Here is an 18654-nt window from a genome sequence, read left to right as displayed (position 1 = left end):
AGGGAATCCTCCGGGTGACCCATAGAAAGGGAAGAGGAGAATGAACAAAACTTCACCCGTGGCGGTAAACACAAAAAGCATGACATTCCGTCGAAGCAAAACACGCATCTCAGACAAAATCATTCCAATCTTACTCGGCTTGTGTGCCCTGCTTTCGGTGTTTACTACCATCGGTATTGTATATACGCTTCTGCAGGAATCCGTGATCTTCTTCAAGGAAGTACCGGTATGGTCCTTTCTGACTGGAACGACATGGAGTCCGATTCTCCCTCCAAAAGAATTCGGCGTGCTGCCCCTGCTGGGCGGCACATTGCTGATTACAGGCATTGCGATTCTATTCGCAGTGCCTATCGGCTTGGCATGCGCTATTTATCTCAATGAATACGCTCCTGCCCGGGTTCGGGGGGTTGTAAAGCCAGTGCTTGAAGTATTGGCTGGTGTACCAACGATTGTTTATGGATATTTTGCGCTTGAAACGGTAACGCCATTCCTTCAAAAGATTTTTCCCAACATGGGTATATTCAATGCTCTTAGCGCGGGTATCGTGGTAGGGATCATGGTCCTGCCGATGATTTCATCTTTAAGTGAAGACGCGATGCGTGCGGTACCCAAGAGTCTTCGTCACGGTGCCTACGCGCTCGGTGCTACCCGATTTGAGGTTGCACTGAAAATTGTGCTGCCTGCCGCTCTGTCGGGGGTCGTGTCGTCCTTCGTATTGGCATTCTCGCGTGCGATTGGCGAGACGATGATCGTAACGGTGGCTGCTGGTGCTACGCCGCAGCTGACGCTGAATCCGCTGGAAAGCATCCAGACCATGACTTCTTATATCGTTCAGGTAAGTATGGGTGATGTTCCGCGCGGAACGATTGAATACGGCACGATTTTTGCGGTAGGTCTGACCTTGTTTGTCATCACCTTCTTGCTTAATATATTGGCGCAGTGGGTCGCTCGCCGCTTCAGGGAGGAATACTAGATGGAACAATTGAATCTGGGAGATAGCAAAGGAATCAACCGGAGACGCCGTAGTGACCAGACGCTGCACATTATATTCCTGGCTTGTACCAGTATCGGTATTCTTGCCTTGATGGCTTTGATTGTTACGATTGTGACGGATGGTATTTTCAGACTATCGCCTGATCTGTTCACCAACTATCCGTCACGTATCGCGGATAAAGCAGGACTGAAATCGCCGATTGTCGGCACGATTTACTTGCTTCTGCTCATGGCTCCGCTGTCCTTCATATTAGGCGTTGGCGCAGCGATCTTTCTTGAAGAGTATGCGGGCCGCAGCCGCTGGGTTCGGCTGATTCAGCTGAATATCAGTACGCTTGCAGGGGTTCCTTCTATTATATATGGTATCCTGGGGCTCGCTATTTTCGTACGTGGGATGAATCTGGGCCGCAGTCTGCTCTCCGGGGTATTAACGATGACGCTGCTGGTGCTGCCAATTATTATCGTTGCCGCTCAGGAGGCGCTTCGCGCCGTGCCTAAGAACCGGCGCGATGCTTCTTATGCGCTGGGCGCAACGAAATGGCAAACGGTATCCAGCGCTGTGCTCCCTTCAGCGATTCCAGGAATCATGACCGGGGTTATCCTAGCCTTGTCTCGTGCGATTGGCGAAACCGCACCGCTGATCATGATCGGTGCCTTAACGTACGTGGCCTTCTTGCCGGAAAATCTGCTCGATTCGTTTACTGTCATGCCGATCCAGATCTTTAACTGGATATCAAGACCAAGTGAGGCTTTCCACGAGCTGGCGGCTTCGGGTATTATTCTGTTGCTCATCATGCTGTTCATCATGAACATCATCGCCGTGTGGATCCGGAACAAGTATTCGAAGAACATCTAAGAGACGCTTAAGCAGATCTAATCGTGAAAAAGGAGACATGAATAAGATATGGAATCCATCATACAGATTAAGAAATTAAACCTTTACTATGATACGTATCATGCGCTTAAAAACGTGGATCTGGACATTCCGGAAAAAACGGTGACGGCGTTCATCGGTCCGTCGGGCTGCGGTAAATCCACGCTGCTGCGTACGCTGAATCGGATGAATGACATGATTCCTTCCACCCGGATTGAAGGCAGCGTGCAAATCGGCGGGACGGAAATCTACAGCGAGGAAGTCCACGTTGAAGCCCTGCGCAAGCAGGTAGGGATGGTGTTCCAGCAGCCGAATCCGTTTCCTAAATCGATTTATGATAATATCGCCTACGGTCCGCGACTCCACGGTATCCGCAGTAAAGCGGAGCTTGACCAAATTGTGGAACAGAGTTTGAAGCAGGCCGTGCTGTGGGATGAAGTCAAGGATTATCTCAAGCGGTCCGCGCTGAGCTTGTCCGGGGGCCAACAGCAGCGTCTGTGCATTGCCCGGGCACTTGCTGTACAGCCGGATATTCTGCTTATGGACGAAGCTACTTCCGCGCTGGACCCGATTTCGACCCTGAAAATCGAAGAGTTGGTACAAGAGCTGAAGAGCAAATACACCATCGTTATGGTAACGCACAATATGCATCAGGCCGCCCGCGTATCCGGGCAGACGGTATTTTTCCTGAATGGCGAAGTGGTTGAATCTGCAAGCACCGATACGCTGTTCTCGACGCCGTCGGATGCACGTACCGAGGACTATATCTCGGGTCGATTTGGTTAACCCACACTCATATGATCTTTCTTAAAAGTAGATAGGAGGAACATCACACATGATCCGGAGAATTGAGTTTGATCAGCAGCTTAATGAGCTGAAAACCTTGCTGCAGGATATGGGCAAGCATATGGAGGAGGCACTGGCGAGCAGTGTAGAGTCTCTCCAGACCCTGGATGCGGAGAAAGCGCAGGCGGTTATCAAGAACGATGTACAGTTAAACACAATGGAAGAGCAGATCATGGAGATCGGCTCCCGCTTGATCGTAACCCAGCAGCCTGTGGCGAAGGATTTGCGACGGATATTGGTTGCTTTCCGGATTGCCAGCGATTTGGAGCGGATGGGCGACTTGGCTCGTGATGTCGCTAAAGTCACGATCCGTCTGCAAGGCCAGAAGCTGATCAAGCCCTTAGTGGATCTTCCGCGGATGTCGGATTTGGTGCGTGCGATGGTCTCGGAATCCATCGAATCCTATCTGATGGAAAACACGGATCTGGCTTATAAAATGGCCCAGGATGACGATCAGGTCGATCATTTGTACAGCGTCATTCTGCAGGACCTGTATTCGCATCTGACCTCCGATCCGGACTCGGCCAATCAAGCGATGCTGCTGATCATGGTGGGCCGTTACATTGAACGGATCGCCGACCATGCCACGAACATTGGCGAGAGCACCGTGTACCTCGTAACAGGTCACCGTCCCGACCTCAATCAATAGCATCATGACAGTCTAACGCTGGCGAAAGCTGGCGTTTTTTTGCGAGAATTTAGAAAACTCCAGCGAAGCGGAACAATTCTTTAATCGCATTTATATATTTGGGGTCCCGCAAAGTATTTGGAATAAGCATCGAAGCACAGGCTCCACTTTGTGGGGTTATTTTGCGTTTCATCAAGAATTCATCGTTAATCGAACGGATTGTTCGGAATTGGCGGTAACCTATGTTATCATGTGGAAAGGAAGTAATATTGGTGCGAGGTGTTCTATGGACAAGCTGATTTTGATTGATGGAAATAATATCATTTACCGTGCATTCTTTGCGATGCCGCCGTTGACCAATGCCAGTGGACAGCAGACGAATGCAGTTTACGGTTTTACGACCATGCTGCTTCGCTTAATTGAGGAGCATAAACCGACCCATATGATGGTGGCATTCGATGCCGGCAAGGAAACGTTCCGGCATGCGGATTTTCAGGATTACAAAGGTGGCCGTCAAAAGACTCCTCCTGAGCTCTCCGGACAATTCCCGCTGCTGAAAGAGCTGCTGAAGGGTCTTGGCGTCTCCCAGTTCGAAATTGGCGGTTATGAGGCCGATGACATTATCGGGACCATTACCCGTCAAGCTGACGAAGCTGGCCGCAAGGTGATGGTCGTATCCGGGGATAAGGATATGCTGCAGTTGGCTTCGGAACATACCACGATCGCGATGGTCCGCAAGGGCGTTACTGATATTGAGTATTACGGACCGGAACAGATTAAGGAGCGTTATAACCTGACGCCTGATCAGATTATCGATCTTAAGGGGCTGATGGGCGATGCTTCCGATAACATTCCCGGCGTTCCAGGAGTGGGTGAGAAGACGGCTCTGAAGCTGCTTCATGAATTTGGATCCGTTGAGGCCGTGGTGTCACGTACAGATGAGCTGAAGGGCAAGATGAAAGAGAAGATCGAAGAGCATGCCGATTCCGCCATACTGAGCAAGAAGCTGGCCACGATCTTCCGCGAAGTACCGATGGAGCAGTCGCTGGATGACATGGCGTTTACAGGCCTGAATGAAGAGACGGCAGGACCTGCACTGGCGAAGCTGGAGTTTAAATCGCTGATTGAACGGTTAAACCTGAGCATAAGCGGAATGGGTGGAGATGCGGCTGAGTCGAAGCCCGAAGCGAAGATTGAAGTGACCCTTGTGGACACGAAGGAACTTGCGGAGGTTGCGGATAACCTGGCCCAGGTGACCGTGCTCCATGTTGAGACGCATGGGGAAAACCCTCATCATGCCGAGGTGATCGGGCTCGCGCTCGCTACAGAGGAACGACAGTACTTCATTCCGTTTGAGGTTCTGAAGTCGGAAGTGGCTGAACCTGTCCGTGCTTGGCTTGCCGATAGTGGAATCCCGAAACGCGGGTATGATCTGCACCGCATTGATCTGGCTCTCCACTGGCAGGGGATCGCTTTTGCCGGCGCAGCATTCGACGTTCATCTGGCTGCATACCTGCTGGACCCGACGGAAGCGAATCAAAGCCTTAGCGGACTGGCCTCTAAATACGGGCTTGCGTATCTTCAAGCCGATGAGGATGTGTTCGGTAAAGGGGCCAAATACAAGGTTCCCGATATGGAGAAGCTCAGCGAGCATATGGCCAGAAAATGCCTGGCTGTATCCGAACTGGTTCCCGTTCAGGAGAAGGAGCTGGCAGCTAATGAAATGCTGCCGCTGTTCCATGAGCTGGAGATGCCGCTATCCCGCATTCTGGCCGATATGGAGAAGCAGGGAATTGCCGTGAATGCGGAGGATTTGAAGGAGCTGGGTCGCGAGTTTGAAGGACAGATCTCGAAGCTTGTTCATGAGATTTATGAGATCGCTGGAACGGAATTTAATCTCAATTCGCCTAAACAGCTGGGCGAGATTCTGTTTGTTAAACTGGAGCTTCCGGTCATCAAGAAGACCAAAACCGGTTATTCTACCGATGCCGAGGTGCTGGAGAAGCTGGCGCCTTATCATGATATTGTTCGCCTGATCCTGAAGTATCGTACCTTGGCCAAGCTGCAATCCACTTATGTGGAAGGTCTTCTGAAAGAGATTTCGTCACAGACTGGCAAAGTGCACACCTATTATCGCCAGACGATTGCCGCAACGGGACGTCTGAGCAGCCAATTTCCGAATTTGCAGAACATTCCGATCCGTCTGGAGGAAGGTCGCAAGCTGCGTAAGGTTTTCGTTCCGTCCGAGCCGGGCTGGAGCATTTTGGCAGCTGACTACTCCCAGATCGAGCTGCGTGTGCTTGCGCATATCTCGGATGATGAACGGCTGAAGGAAGCTTTTGTCCACGATATGGACATCCACACCAAGACTGCGATGGATGTGTTTGGAGTCGGCGTGGATGAGGTGGACTCCAATATGCGCCGGTCCGCCAAGGCGGTTAACTTCGGCATCGTGTATGGAATCAGCGATTATGGCTTGTCCCAGAACCTGAACATTACCCGGAAGGAAGCCGCGGCATTCATTGACCAGTATTTCGAGGTGTTCCAAGGTGTGCGGCGTTATATGGACGTGATCGTCAAGCAGGCGAAGCAAGATGGCTATGTGAAAACGTTGCTTGAACGCAGACGGTATCTGCCGGAGATTAATGCCAGCAACTTTAATCTGCGGTCCTTTGCGGAGCGGACGGCGATGAATACGCCGATTCAGGGAACGGCCGCCGACATTATCAAGCTGGCCATGGTCCATATGGACAAGGCATTGTATGATCGTCAGTTGAAGAGCCGCATGCTGCTTCAAGTGCATGATGAATTGGTGTTTGAGGTGCCGGAGGATGAACTGGAGATCATGAAGGAACTGGTTCCGGAAGTGATGAGCCAGGCACTAAAGCTGTCGGTACCGCTGAAGTCGGAAGTCAGCTATGGCGAGAACTGGTACGAAGCGAAGTAAAGCTGGACATTGTGTCAGTCAATAGAAGATCTTTTATAGGGATCATGGCGTGAAGAGGGGCGCGATATGCACCATACCTTTCCACAAAACCATGGTCCCGCTCTGTCCCAACTTCCGGTATAATGGGAAATGAGGTGAAGTCATTATGCCGGAATTGCCGGAAGTAGAAACAGTGAAACGAACACTGAACCAATTGATTAAAGGTAAGCATATAGATCACGTATCCGTACATCTGCCGCGGATCATTCAGCGTCCCGACGATATTGAGGCATTTGCGTTTATGCTGAAGGATCATACCGTGGAAGGTGTAGAGCGCCGCGGGAAATTTTTACGGATATTGCTGGATGGGCTAGTGCTCGTCTCGCATCTTCGGATGGAAGGGCGTTACGGGGTGTACCCTGCCGAGGAGCCGGTGGAGAAGCATACCCATGTCATCTTTCATTTCTCGGATGGCACGGAGCTGCGCTATAAGGACGTACGCCAATTCGGAACGATGCATCTTTTTGCAACGGGGGAAGAGTTCCAGCACGCTCCTCTTGCCAAGCTGGGTTATGAGCCGCTGGATGAGACGTTTACGTTCGGAACCTTTAAGGAAGTCATCGGCAGCAAGAAAACGAAGATCAAGGCGGTGCTGCTGAATCAGGCATATGTGGTCGGTATCGGCAATATATATGTCGATGAGGCATTGTTTCGAGCCGGGATTCATCCGGAACGCAATGCTAACAGCCTGAAGGATGCCGAGCTCAAGCGATTGTTTCATGCGATTGTGGATACACTGTCCGAAGCCGTTGACGCGGGTGGTTCTTCCATTAAATCCTATGTCAATGGACAGGGTGAAATGGGGATGTTCCAGCACAGTCATCAGATTTACGGACGGAAGGACGAGCCGTGTAATACATGCGGAGGACCGATTCATAAGATCGTGGTTGGCGGACGGGGGACCCACTTCTGCCCGAAGTGTCAGCCGTTAAGGAAGTAATCCAATAGGCGTGCACCCATTCCTTTCCTCACACATATAATGTGGAACATATGTGGAGCGCATGGAGTTGCTCTTCTTCATGAATGAGCCGCTTGATGTGGAGCTTACGAGGAGGGAAAAGGGTGCTCAGTCATATTTTCTCGTCTGTGCTGCTGGCTATGGCATTAAGCCTGGACGGATTTGGGGCGGGGGTTACATACGGTCTGCGCAAAACCAGGATACCGCTGCTGTCTGTATTGATCATCTCGCTATGTTCCGGCTTGGTGCTTGGCGCCTCCATGCAGGCAGGCGCGCTGTTACAGCGGTTCTTATCCCCATCTGTGGCGTCCGTGATCGGAGCCGCCATTTTGATTCTGCTGGGCTTATGGTCTCTATGCCAGCAAGTTCGCAGAAAAAACGAGTCTGATGTGCAGCCGGTTTCTAATGAGGTTATTACAAAGTCTCTTATAGAAACGCAGGGGGCTGACCATCAAGTAAAATTACGACGTGAGGTTAACACGGCAGGTCAAGAGCATCTTCAGCGGGCAGTATTCTCTCTTGAGATTCCGAAGATCGGCGTTGTCATTCAAATTCTCCGCAGTCCCTCGAAGGCGGATCTGGACGACTCCGGCAGCATCTCTCCGTGGGAGGCGATGTGGCTCGGGATCGCGCTATCGCTCGATGCGTTCGGGGCAGGGCTTGGCGCAGCCATGCTGGGCTTCTCACCGCTAGGTACCGCAACGGTTGTTTCCTTGTTTAGCGGGATATTCCTGGTGCTGGGCATGAGGGTTGGTTTACGTTTTGCGTCCAAAGGCGGCATGCGTTTTATCTCTTATTTGCCTGCTTTTTTGTTAATCGTCATGGGTATAATGAAGCTGTTATGAGGTGAAGTCATGAATATCGGTTTAACCGGAGGAATTGCAACAGGCAAGAGCACCGTGTCCTCCATGTTGACCATGAAGGGAGCACTTCTCGTCGATGCGGATCTCATCGCCCGGGAAGTGATGCTCCCGGGTCATCCGGTGCTGGGTAAAGTGACCGAACATTTTGGACAAGCGATCCTGTTTGAGGACGGTACGTTGAATCGAAAAAAACTCGGGGAGATGATCTTCCATCATCCCGAGCAGAGAACGGTGTTGAATGAGATCACGCATCCGGCGATCCGGCAGGAAATCCGGGAACGGACGGAAGCGTATGAGCGGCAGTATCCGGATCGGCTCGTGGTAGCGGATATACCGCTTCTGCTTGAGGCTAAGGAGCATTATTCTTATCTTGACCAGATCGCTGTCGTTTATGTACCGCGAGAGCTGCAGCTAGGGCGTCTGATGGTGCGCGATGATCTTAACAGGGAAGCGGCAGAAGCGCGTTTAAACAGCCAGATGGATATCGAGGAGAAGAAGCGTCTCGCGGATATCCTTATTGATAACAGCGGAACATTGGCCGAAACAGAGCAGCAGGTGGACAACCTGTGGGGCAGGCTGGTTCGGTTATGAGGTGGCTCCGTAAAAAAAGAGTGCTGCTTCTGCTGTTTGTCTCTTTTGTAGCGCTGCTGTTTCTGAGCTCGAACTGGATGACCTTGCTGTATCCGATTCATTATAAGGATGAAATCCGGAAGCATGCCGCTTACTATGAGGTCGATCCCTTCCTGGTGGCTTCCATCATTCGAGTGGAGACGAACTTCAAGCCAGGCAAGGAATCCAAGAAAGGTGCGCTGGGCATTATGCAGCTGATGCCGGATACGGCGAATTGGGCGATGGAAATGGCCAAGCTGCCATCGGTGAACCTGCTGAACGTGAAGAATGAAGTGGATGCGAATATCCAGTTGGGCACCTGGTATATTCAGAATCTGCACAAGGAAATGGACGGCAATCCGATTGCCGCCATCGCCGCTTACAATGCAGGCCCCGGGAACGTGAAGAATTGGATCAACAAGGGCATGTGGGATGGAACCTACGAGAATGTGAAGAGTATTCCTATCGGGGAAACCCGTCACTATGTACAGCGCGTGATTTATTATTATAATCAGTATACAGATGTATATAAGGACGGCTTTTAACAAAAAAGAGCGCTGGACAGGCTCTTACATCGAGCCGTCCAACACTCCTTTTTTAAGGAAGAATCGATTATTGACCGGAGAATTGACCAGCCAATTGTTGCTCGGCCAGGGTTACAAGACGCTTTGTGATGTATCCCCCGATCGAACCGTTCTCGTAGGAAGTCATGTTACCTTGGTATCCGTCTTGTGGAATGGAGATACCAAGTTCTTGAGCTACCTCGTACTTCAATTGCTCAAGAGCAGCGTTTGCGCGAGGAACAACCAGGTTGTTGGAGTTGTTGTTGCTTTGTGCCATGTTAAGTTCACCTCCTTGGGTTGGTAAAAGTATTATGTCTCGGGTTTCGCATTTTCATAACATAAAAAAACAAAGTTTTGCTGGTAAATTTTTCTGTAGCGCCATTCAAGGCGAAATACGCTGAAACGAAGGAAGTGAAGATGACTTTATGAAATGTCCATATTGCAGTTATGCCGGAACGAAAGTGCTTGATTCCAGGCCGGCCAACGAGAATAAATCCATCCGCCGCCGCAGGGAATGCGAGCAGTGCAGCAAGAGATTCACAACCTTTGAGATGGTGGAGGAAACGCCGCTGATCGTCGTGAAAAAGGACGGAAGCCGCGAAGAATTCAGCCGGGAGAAGGTGCTCCGCGGTTTGATCCGGGCATGCGAGAAGCGTCCGGTATCCGTGGACCAGCTGGATATGATCGTATCGGATGTAGAGAAGGCACTGCGCAATACCGCAGCAGCAGAGGTGGAGAGCCGCCAGATCGGGGAGCTTCTGATGGAGCGGTTATATCCGGTCGATGAGGTAGCTTACGTCCGCTTTGCATCCGTGTATCGCCAATTCAAGGATATCAATATGTTTATGAAGGAACTGAAAAGCCTGCTGTCCAAGGGTACGGACGTTTCGGAGTTGTAAGAGCGCCATGGTTCCATACGATCCAGGTGCTCTTCTGGTGCTCTCATAGGGCCCATTATCATCATCGCTAAGTGACATTATATAGAGAAGTAAAAGGGATACAGCACGTCATCAAAAAATGTGAAAAACATGTTGACATGCCTGCTGATTTTTTATATGATATAGAAGTCGCTTACGGGGCCTTAGCTCAGCTGGGAGAGCGCATCGCTGGCAGCGATGAGGTCAGGGGTTCGATCCCCCTAGGCTCCATAATAAGAAAACCCTTGATGATATATCATCAAGGGTTTTTTGCTTTTATAGGACGAATTTATCTAAATGGATTTGGGGACGGAATTAATATGGAGAAACATGCATGGCCATTCATTAGGTCATGAGAACATGCAGCGCCCAATCTGGCGCTGCACCGTCTAGCCGTGGCTTCATCCAACGACGGACTGGAGGATACCGCGCCGTACGTGAACGACGGGAAGTTAACAACGCGCTTTGGTTCGAAGCGGGGAGTGGATCCCGGTTGGATCTACGTGGATCTCGGAGAGTCCAAAACGATAGATGAAGTTAGGCTCTATTGGGAGGCTTCTTACGGGAAGAGCTATCGGATACAGGTGGCCGACGATCCAAGCCATGAGACAAATTGGAGAGATGTATACAGCACCACGTCAGGCAAAGGTGGTCTTGAGACGATTACTTTTGACGCAGTAGAAGCACGGTATGTTCGGATGTACGGAACGGTTCGGGCTACGATATACGGATATTCGATTTGGGAATTTGAGGTGTATGGTCCTGAACAGTGAAGTGAAGGTATGGATGAGCAGTTGACCAATAAGCAAAGGACACATTCTCGTTAGAGGTGTGTCCTTTGCTTATGTTATCAGCAGCCTTCTTGTGCTTCGGATAAACCTGCTTTGGACGATTACTGCAGTAAATCAGATTTCGGTCACATTGTTGAGCCAATCCGGCGCTTCTATAATGAGGATAGGTTCTAAATCAAGGGCATTAAAGGAGACAAGATATGACGCCTACTTCATCAACGGAAACCTTCAAGGGACTTCCAAAATTCATGTCTGAAACAAAAGGGTTCTGGAGGTACCTAATCCGTTATCGGGCATTTTACATCATGCTCGTTCCAGGCATTCTGTACTTCTTGTTATTTAAGTATCTACCGTTGATGGGCAGTTTCATCGCCTTCCAGGACTACAATATCTTTAAAGGTTACGCTGGAAGCGATTGGGTGGGCTTTCAATGGTTTCAGCAATTGTTTGCTTACAATAATTTTGGGCGTTTAATGAGCAATACGCTGATTATCAGTTTATATCAGATCGTATTTGCATTTCCATTACCGATCCTCTTGGCTTGTCTGCTTAACGAAGTACGGCATATGGCATACAAGCGGATTGTCCAGACGGTACTTTACCTGCCGCACTTTTTATCCTGGACGATCGTATTTGGGCTAACGTATATGCTTCTGTCTCCAAGCAATGGATTAGTCAATCAATTGCTTCATTCTTTCTCGGGAGAGACCATTTCATTTCTTCAGAAGCCTGAGTATTTCCGAACCATCATCATAAGCTCTGGGATCTGGAAGGAAATGGGTTGGAATGCCATTATTTTTATAGCAGCGCTTGCTGGTATCAGTCCTTCCTTGTATGAAGCAGCAAAAATGGATGGTGCTAACCGCTGGAGGCAATTTCTCAATATTTCTTTACCCGGGCTACTTCCAGCTATTATGATTCTTCTACTGTTGAAGATCGGACATATATTTGATTCCGGTTTCGAACAAATCTATCAATTTTTGAACCCGGCTACATTTGAGACCGGTGATGTACTCGATACTTATATGTATCGTGTCGGTATTCTCCAGGGCCAATACAGCATCACTACAGCTATCGGACTGTTTAAATCTGTCATTGGATTCATTCTACTTGTTGTTGCTAACCGTATAAGCAAATGGACGGCGAAGGAATTTACTAGGAGGTCAAACGAGCATGAGAATCAGACGAACGACAGGAGAAGTTATTTTTGATACAGCTAACTTCATCCTGCTTTCATTATTTTGCATAGCTGTTGCCATACCTTTAATTCATGTCATCGCAGGGTCACTAAGTTCAAATGCGGCGATCACCCACTCGGAGGTGAAGCTATGGCCTGTTGGATTTATGAAATCGCCAATCGGATTGGTTACGAAAACAGTATTCACTTTTCAAGAATCTTCAAAAAGTATCATGGAATTAATCCGATGGAATATAAGAACAAACTCAACAGAGGTAATTCATAAGTCAGGACTCTCATTAATTAGGAAGGGGAGTATCCATGCTGTCCAATTGGATCAAAGTTAAGGGGCTCCCTAAATTTGAGTGGATCAGATATACAAGCCGGAGAAGCCTGATGCAATGGCAACGTTTGAATAGGTAGGATACAAATCAATAATGAAATCTTCATCAGGAGACAGTGTATACATACAGGTTTTACCGAACTTCAATTGTTGTGTAGAAGGCATATAATGATGTGAAAATTGTCTGATTCCGATGGTTGAGATAATTAGCGCTGTGTTTTGAGTGATCGATTATGAGATTGCAATCGTTGTAACCGTTATATTGGAAGAAAGAAAAATGATGAGTTGATAGTTGTTCCAGTTATTGATTGAACTAACGGGCAGGATAGTTGATTTAAACAAAACTTTACCTTGAACTTCCTCCTGGTCAACTATACGATCTTTATAGATGAAGTTATAAAAAAGGAATTTTATCAAGAGTTTAGAATTTTGATGAAATCTATTTAGTCACATATTCATCTAATCGATTGTTAAGGGGAAATTAAATGTTAGAACAACTAGATATAAACAGCATCCTCAAAGATCTTCATGAAAAAGGCTTAATTGATAACACTGTTATTGCAACTAAAAATAAGACTGGTTCTACAGATGGGCGGGTTTATATTCTTTCAGAGCACAGCGAATCGAAATACGTTTTAAAAATAGATCGCTCGCAACAAATTATCTTGGCGGAACAATTTCTTAATACTCATCGTCACATTAATCTCTTGCCTAAAATTCTCTATACTGATCCTGCAAAAGAGTTTATCGTGTATTCATACATTAATGGTACAACTCATAATCACAGCGGTTTAAAAATAAATTGGTTGACAATTTTGGCGAAAGAGCTATTCAATCATTACGAAAAACGTCCACATACAGACAAGTGGGGAAGACTGGGATCACCGGTTCAATCCTGGCGTGAATGGAACATTCGGAGTTTAGAAGATACGAGAAATAATTGGGGAAGCCTTTTACCAATTGAGGATTATTATAGATTGGAATCCATTGTTGAAAAAATATCCAAAAGTGCAGAGAATGAAGCAAGATTTTTGCTCCATGGAGATACTGGTGTCCATAATTTTGTATTTCATGAACACTCATTAGTTGGTGTTATCGACCCTTCGCCAATGATTGGTCCTTTGTTATATGATTTTACGTATGCTTTTTGTTCCTCTCCAGAAGATTTAAACCTAGAAACCTTATTGGCAGCATTCAATTTGCTGAATCATGAACCTTTGGAGAGATCAAGACTTATTGAAGAAGTTATCTTTCAACTGTATTGCCGTATTGGTATCTGTATTCAATTCCATCCGCATGATTTGGAGAGCTATCTAAAAGCGTGGGAATATTGGAAAGCCCTCCCAATCAATTAATCTTTGACCTCATAATTTGTGCTTTATAGCGTTTTTTGGCATAACATCGTTTAATTAGGCTAACGAGGAACGATAGGTCAATAATGACAAAAAAGCAGCCGGCCAGAGTTATCGGCTGTTTAGCTATAGAAAACTCACTTCCTCTTATCCATTTAATAAAAAATAATAAGCAGGGCATAATACACCAAAATAAAATTGTTACATTCACGAACCTAAGAATTGGAGTGTGCCCTATGCTTAAGAAAAGACATATTACTCTTATACTACTAGTCTTGCTATGTGTTTAACGAAGGATTGAATTTTGCTGTCAGGCCTAACAATAATTTAGCATCACTGATGGAATTGGAATCAAATAAAAAGTATGTAAAAATGCAACTTCGTGGTGGCGGTAGTTCAGGAAATTTTGACACAGAAGGAAAGACTACACTTAATCTTGAGTATTCGATAAAGAAGGATGTGGATATTGATGAAGTGCGAAAATCTGCGCTTGATTCTACATTACTTGTACTTATGGGAAACAAGGTTATTGCTGAGATTCCTTTAAACAAAGTGAAGTGATTTTGGATATTCTCCAGAAGACGATAGCTCATTAAAGACTAGAAGACAGCCTGTTGAGAATGATGAATAAACGCACGAAAGCAGCCGACAGAACAATGGCTGCTCTTTTTATTTAAACTAACAGACAGGATTGCGCAAGTAGATATTAACCGCTTGTATTGAAAATCGTCATTACTCAACTTAAAGGCAGGTATATGTAAATTGTCAGTACTTAATTAGGTACGACGCATAAATTAGAATAATGATTTGAATTGAGGAGGGTGTTATATGCAACCTCAAATTCCTAAAGATCCTGTAGTTCCTGAATTAACTGAAGTACAGATAAACGAATTAACTGATATCGTTTTCTTATCTAAGGAAATATTACCTTGCGATGCTATTTTTGTTTTCGGAGGTACTCATCCGGGGCATTGGGAAGCCGCGATTGACGCTTATAATAGAGGCTTGGGCAGAATGATTATTGTCACAGGAGGAGTCAGCCCTACAGGAATTAAGCATGAGAATTGGGTAGATAAAACTGTACCCGAAGCGCATGTCATTGTTAATAAACTAACTGAGGCAGGTATTCCTTTAAATGTAATCGTGTATGAAGATCGCTCAAGGAACACTTTAGAGAATGTGTTATTTGCTAAAGAAATATTTGACTTCGACACTATCGAGTCACTTTTAATTGTATGCAAATCTCATGGTGCGGGCAGGCAATATCGTACATTGGCGAAGCATTTACCTCAAAAAATTAATTGTTTTTCATATGGCTTTGATTCCAACTATAATGGTCAAACGATAAACAGAGAAAACTGGATGCAAAGTTCAATAGGTCGTTCGAGAGTATTGGGAGAGTATTTGAGAATCTGTTTTTACGGAGATCGTGGAGACTTGCTTCGCTTAGATAAGAAAGTGGAGGGACTTTCTTACCCCATGGAGACTTAACCACGGGAACGTTTAGTATAAAGGAGCGACGCCAAGTCATTGGTAGCCGTTTCAACTAACGCGAAACGTTAATCAATAGAAGACAAGAGGCAGCCGTTAACGAGGTCGGCTGCCTTTGTTCAATTAACGGGCAGGATAGTTATGGAGGTCTCGGTGGCCCTGTGTGTTACCTGTATTGGCGGGAGTTTAGATTTCGTTACACCGGTAGCAGCAGTTTTACTATTCTTAAAATTTACTATTCAAGTAAAGAAAGGACAGGGGCGCCCTGTCCTTTCTTAATAGATGAGGATAAACGCGCGATGAGTTTACGGTTCGATCAAGGTTTACAGATCGACTTTCCAGTTGCCCATCATCTTGGCGACTTCCGGATCGCGGTACGATAAGAAAAGACTTTCCCGCGTATCGAGGGTGGAAATTTGTTCGACATCGTCCGCGCTCAACGCAAAGTCGAAAATGTTGAAGTTTTCGACGATCCGCTCTTTTCTCACCGATTTTGGAATGACAACGACTTCACGTTGAACAAGCCAGCGCAGCACGACCTGAGCGACGGACTTGTTGTATTTTTCCGCGATCGAGGTCAGCACTTCGTTGCCAAACATGTTGTTGCGTCCTTCAGCGAGCGGCCCCCACGACTGGTGCTGCACTCCCTGCTCTTTCATAAAAGCAGCGCTCTCGATCTGCTGGTAGAACGGGTGCGTTTCGACCTGGTTAACGGCGGGCAAAATTTCGTTATGCACGATAAGGTCCATCAGACGGTCGGGCAGGAAGTTGCTGACACCGATCGCCCTGATCTTGCCTTCGCGGTACAGATCTTCCATCGCACGCCAAGCGCCGTAGTAATCGCCGAACGGCTGGTGAATAAGGTATAGATCGAGATAGTCAAACTGTAGCTTCTTCAAGGATTTGGAAAACGCCAGCTTGGCACTCTCGTAGCCGGCATCCTGAACCCAGAGCTTGGTCGTGATGAACAGCTCCTCACGCGGTACGCCGCTGCGCTTAATCGCGCGTCCGACCGCTTCCTCGTTCAGATAACCGGCGGCGGTGTCGATCAGGCGATAACCGGCCATCAGCGCTTCATATACGGCGTTCTCGCATTCTTCAGCATCGGGAACTTGGTAGACACCGAAGCCAATGATTGGCATTTTCACTCCGTTGTTCAATGTTACGGTTTGCATTGTAATTCCTCCCATTGTTCAATTGTAAAACGGCAAACTTCATGCATCTCGGAAATCGGGCACCTCAGCGGGGATTCCGCTTACGGCTGATTTGCATTACAATAAGCTTATTGCCTTCGCCTTACACGAAGTCAAGCCGTCTTCAATAATTTATTTTCCAAGGAGGATTACACATGCATACGGTCAAAGAAGCCGCCTTAATAACGGGACTCACCGAGCACGCCGTGCGCTTTTACACGGATAAAGGCCTAGTGCCGAGCGTACAGCGAAATCAAAACAACATTCGGATGTTCGACGAAGAATCGATCAACTGGCTGCATGGCGTCAAATGCCTCAAGCAATCCGGGATGCCGATTGAACTCATTAAAATGTACGTCGATCTCTGTCTCGAAGGGGATTCGACCATTTCGCAACGCTGCGCACTAATAATGGAGCATAAAGAAGCGGCGCTCGTTAAGCTCGAAGAAGCCAAACAGCACGTTGCCCATTTGGAACAAAAAACTGTCCTATATCAGGCCATTCTGGAACGCCGCTCTCCAGACACGACCAATCCCGGCAACTGGGACAAAATTCAGCATATGCATGGTGACGTATTTTACTCGCCCTCTGTTCGGAAGGCGTGAGAGATATTCGTGAGCATCAGCCGCTCTGAAGAAAATCTTCGGTTTAAAACACCTGATTGGCTTGACAATGAACAAGATCCACATCTGTCTAGATTAAGCTAACGGGGAACGATAGCTCAATAAACCCCAGATAGCAGTCGATCAACTTGTGAACTGAACCTTTTGTTAAACACGACTAACAATGGAGGTGCAGTTAACATGATCGGCTGCTATTGTTCAACTAACGGGCAGGATAGTTCGGTCAAGGTCAGTAGGGAGTGAGACAAGAAAACAACACGTAGCGCGCCAGCACTCGTGTTGTTTCGCTGTTAGATGGAGTTTGCATTCATCAGCAAAATTCTTCCCCGTCCATGTCTTGCTTCGCTTTTCTCCAGCGCTTTATCCGCTTGATTTAACGGGAATATGGAATCAACCTCTGCTTTAATCGTGCCTTCGGCCAATAATTCCGTTAAACACTGCAAGTCCTCGCGGGTAGCAATGCAAAATGGTAATTGAATCTATCTGGCAGTTAAGGATTATGTGGCTCAAAGTAGACCAGATATCTGAGCACTGCATTCCTTCAATTTTTTACTTACAACACGGTCTCTTTTCCGGCTCAATCGTGCGGCAGGGCCGGATATAGCCAATGCTGCGATCACTGTACCATTATAAAATATGGGTGCAGCAACGCAGCGTAAACCCACTTCTGTTTCTTCATCATCAATGGCGTATCCTTGTTGACGGATTACGTTTAGATGCTCTTTTAATAAATGGTTGTCGTCAAAGGTATGCTTTGTTGCTTTGTGCTGGGTAAGATGTGTAAGCATTTTTTTTAGTTGTTCATCACTCAAGTGCGCCAGGATAACTTTTCCAAAGGCACTTAGATGGGCATAAGCGGAATCACCTACACGTGTATGGCTACGGATGGCATGATTGCCCTCCACTACTTGTACTGTCATAACTTTCATTCCATCTAAAACCCCGATATATGCGGTTTCGCCAAGTTCCTGCGCTAATTGATGCAGGGATGGAACAACTAACCAATTAAGTCGAGTGTTGGCAGATGATGAATGGTGCCCCTTTAATTCAGAAGCTTTGTACGTGTGGCCTTCTTTTTGAATAAAACCTGTCATTTCCAGCGTATATAGCAGACGAAAAGTTGTCGACTTGTTAAGGTTAAACCGGTGCATGATCTCAGTCAGTCTCATGGGTTCGCCTTGTTGCAACGCGTCTAGAATGAGCAATCCTTTTTTTAGGGTTGCAACCTCATATTGATCCATTGATTCACCTCTAGTCATCTTTTTAATTTTGCCATTATGACTATCCATATAGTTTCAGATTTACTGAAATCGGAAATTATTTTTTATTCTAATTGAATTATTGACACATAAATAAAAACCATTGCATTCCATTTTAACTTGTATGAAATAAAATTGTACAGCTTCGGTCCTTCGCCAGAGGATCTCCACTGATTACAATGAATATT

At 47.0% G+C, this 18654-nt stretch carries 21 protein-coding genes and 1 tRNA gene; 18 read left to right on the top strand and 4 right to left on the bottom strand.

The features are described from left to right. Positions 1-40 precede the first annotated feature (40 nt). The 9 genes from pstC (at position 41) to MHH48_RS27040 (ending at position 9302) form a co-directional block, all read left to right on the top strand. Complete coding sequence (pstC, locus tag MHH48_RS27080; RefSeq protein WP_076324318.1) at positions 41-973, top strand: phosphate ABC transporter permease subunit PstC; 933 nt, start codon at positions 41-43, stop codon at positions 971-973. Continuing rightward, positions 974-1849, top strand: coding sequence for a phosphate ABC transporter permease PstA (gene pstA / locus MHH48_RS27075; protein WP_076324317.1), 876 nt, complete (start codon positions 974-976; stop codon positions 1847-1849). A gap of 48 nt (positions 1850-1897) precedes the next feature. Next, positions 1898-2653 carry a phosphate ABC transporter ATP-binding protein PstB gene (gene pstB / locus MHH48_RS27070; RefSeq protein WP_076324316.1) on the top strand — a complete coding sequence of 252 codons (756 nt, stop codon included), beginning with the start codon at positions 1898-1900 and terminating at the stop codon, positions 2651-2653. Between the two features lie 49 nt (positions 2654-2702). Continuing rightward, a complete protein-coding gene (phoU, locus tag MHH48_RS27065; protein ID WP_076324315.1) occupies positions 2703-3362 on the top strand; it encodes a phosphate signaling complex protein PhoU in 660 nt (219 codons plus the stop codon). A gap of 265 nt (positions 3363-3627) precedes the next feature. Beyond that, positions 3628-6288: a DNA polymerase I gene (gene polA, locus MHH48_RS27060; protein ID WP_076324314.1), complete on the top strand. Its 2661-nt coding sequence runs from the start codon at positions 3628-3630 to the stop codon at positions 6286-6288. A gap of 145 nt (positions 6289-6433) precedes the next feature. Next, positions 6434-7267, top strand: coding sequence for a DNA-formamidopyrimidine glycosylase (gene mutM / locus MHH48_RS27055; RefSeq protein WP_076324313.1), 834 nt, complete (start codon positions 6434-6436; stop codon positions 7265-7267). A gap of 122 nt (positions 7268-7389) precedes the next feature. After that, positions 7390-8130 carry an MntP/YtaF family protein gene (locus MHH48_RS27050; RefSeq protein WP_076324312.1) on the top strand — a complete coding sequence of 247 codons (741 nt, stop codon included), beginning with the start codon at positions 7390-7392 and terminating at the stop codon, positions 8128-8130. Between the two features lie 9 nt (positions 8131-8139). After that, complete coding sequence (gene coaE, locus MHH48_RS27045) at positions 8140-8739, top strand: dephospho-CoA kinase (RefSeq protein WP_076324311.1); 600 nt, start codon at positions 8140-8142, stop codon at positions 8737-8739. Continuing rightward, positions 8736-9302 carry a lytic transglycosylase domain-containing protein gene (locus MHH48_RS27040; RefSeq protein WP_076324310.1) on the top strand — a complete coding sequence of 189 codons (567 nt, stop codon included), beginning with the start codon at positions 8736-8738 and terminating at the stop codon, positions 9300-9302. Before coaE ends, MHH48_RS27040 begins: the two co-directional genes overlap by 4 nt. 67 nt (positions 9303-9369) lie before the next feature. Here MHH48_RS27040 and MHH48_RS27035 read toward each other — a convergent pair whose 3' ends face one another. Further along, entirely contained in the window at positions 9370-9597 is a 228-nt protein-coding gene (locus tag MHH48_RS27035; RefSeq protein ID WP_053492022.1) for an alpha/beta-type small acid-soluble spore protein, read from the bottom strand. A gap of 148 nt (positions 9598-9745) precedes the next feature. Here MHH48_RS27035 and nrdR point away from each other — a divergent pair, with 148 nt between their 5' ends. From nrdR to MHH48_RS26995, 8 genes are all read left to right on the top strand, one after another. After that, positions 9746-10219, top strand: coding sequence for a transcriptional regulator NrdR (gene nrdR, locus MHH48_RS27030; RefSeq protein ID WP_076324309.1), 474 nt, complete (start codon positions 9746-9748; stop codon positions 10217-10219). A 176-nt stretch (positions 10220-10395) separates the two neighbouring features. Further along, positions 10396-10468, top strand: a tRNA-Ala gene (locus MHH48_RS27025). 164 nt (positions 10469-10632) lie between these two features. Continuing rightward, on the top strand, positions 10633-11010 hold the full coding sequence (locus MHH48_RS27020; RefSeq protein ID WP_256720693.1) for a discoidin domain-containing protein: 378 nt from the start codon (positions 10633-10635) through the stop codon (positions 11008-11010). A 218-nt stretch (positions 11011-11228) separates the two neighbouring features. After that, positions 11229-12239 (top strand): ABC transporter permease subunit, encoded by a 1011-nt coding sequence (locus MHH48_RS27015; RefSeq protein WP_076324308.1) that lies wholly within the window; start codon positions 11229-11231, stop codon positions 12237-12239. Then, positions 12202-12552, top strand: coding sequence for a hypothetical protein (locus tag MHH48_RS27010; RefSeq protein ID WP_076324307.1), 351 nt, complete (start codon positions 12202-12204; stop codon positions 12550-12552). The genes MHH48_RS27015 and MHH48_RS27010 overlap by 38 nt, the downstream gene beginning before the upstream one ends. Before the next feature lie 481 nt (positions 12553-13033). Continuing rightward, positions 13034-13903, top strand: coding sequence for a phosphotransferase (locus MHH48_RS27005; protein WP_076324306.1), 870 nt, complete (start codon positions 13034-13036; stop codon positions 13901-13903). Between the two features lie 294 nt (positions 13904-14197). Then, positions 14198-14461, top strand: coding sequence for a hypothetical protein (locus MHH48_RS27000; RefSeq protein WP_144023490.1), 264 nt, complete (start codon positions 14198-14200; stop codon positions 14459-14461). 267 nt (positions 14462-14728) lie between these two features. Beyond that, positions 14729-15391, top strand: a complete 663-nt coding sequence (locus MHH48_RS26995) for a YdcF family protein (RefSeq protein ID WP_076324304.1) — start codon at positions 14729-14731, stop codon at positions 15389-15391. Positions 15392-15714: 323 nt separating this feature from the next. On the opposite strand, the gene MHH48_RS26990 is transcribed toward MHH48_RS26995, so the two are convergent. Then, positions 15715-16566, bottom strand: coding sequence for an aldo/keto reductase (locus tag MHH48_RS26990; protein WP_076324303.1), 852 nt, complete (start codon positions 16564-16566; stop codon positions 15715-15717). 173 nt (positions 16567-16739) lie between these two features. Here MHH48_RS26990 and MHH48_RS26985 point away from each other — a divergent pair, with 173 nt between their 5' ends. After that, positions 16740-17189, top strand: a complete 450-nt coding sequence (locus tag MHH48_RS26985; protein ID WP_076324302.1) for a MerR family transcriptional regulator — start codon at positions 16740-16742, stop codon at positions 17187-17189. A 308-nt stretch (positions 17190-17497) separates the two neighbouring features. On the opposite strand, the gene MHH48_RS26980 is transcribed toward MHH48_RS26985, so the two are convergent. Together MHH48_RS26980 and MHH48_RS26975 are read right to left on the bottom strand one after the other, a co-directional pair. Further along, positions 17498-17650: a zinc-binding dehydrogenase gene (locus tag MHH48_RS26980; RefSeq protein WP_256720692.1), complete on the bottom strand. Its 153-nt coding sequence runs from the start codon at positions 17648-17650 to the stop codon at positions 17498-17500. Between the two features lie 63 nt (positions 17651-17713). After that, positions 17714-18448, bottom strand: coding sequence for an IclR family transcriptional regulator (locus MHH48_RS26975; protein ID WP_076324301.1), 735 nt, complete (start codon positions 18446-18448; stop codon positions 17714-17716). Positions 18449-18654: the final 206 nt, after the last annotated feature.

This window comes from Paenibacillus sp. FSL F4-0100 (genome assembly GCF_037993005.1).
In the GTDB taxonomy this organism is placed as follows: domain Bacteria; phylum Bacillota; class Bacilli; order Paenibacillales; family Paenibacillaceae; genus Paenibacillus_AQ.
Note: the sequence above shows the minus strand (reverse complement) of the source record. Positions and strands in the feature narration are given on the sequence as shown.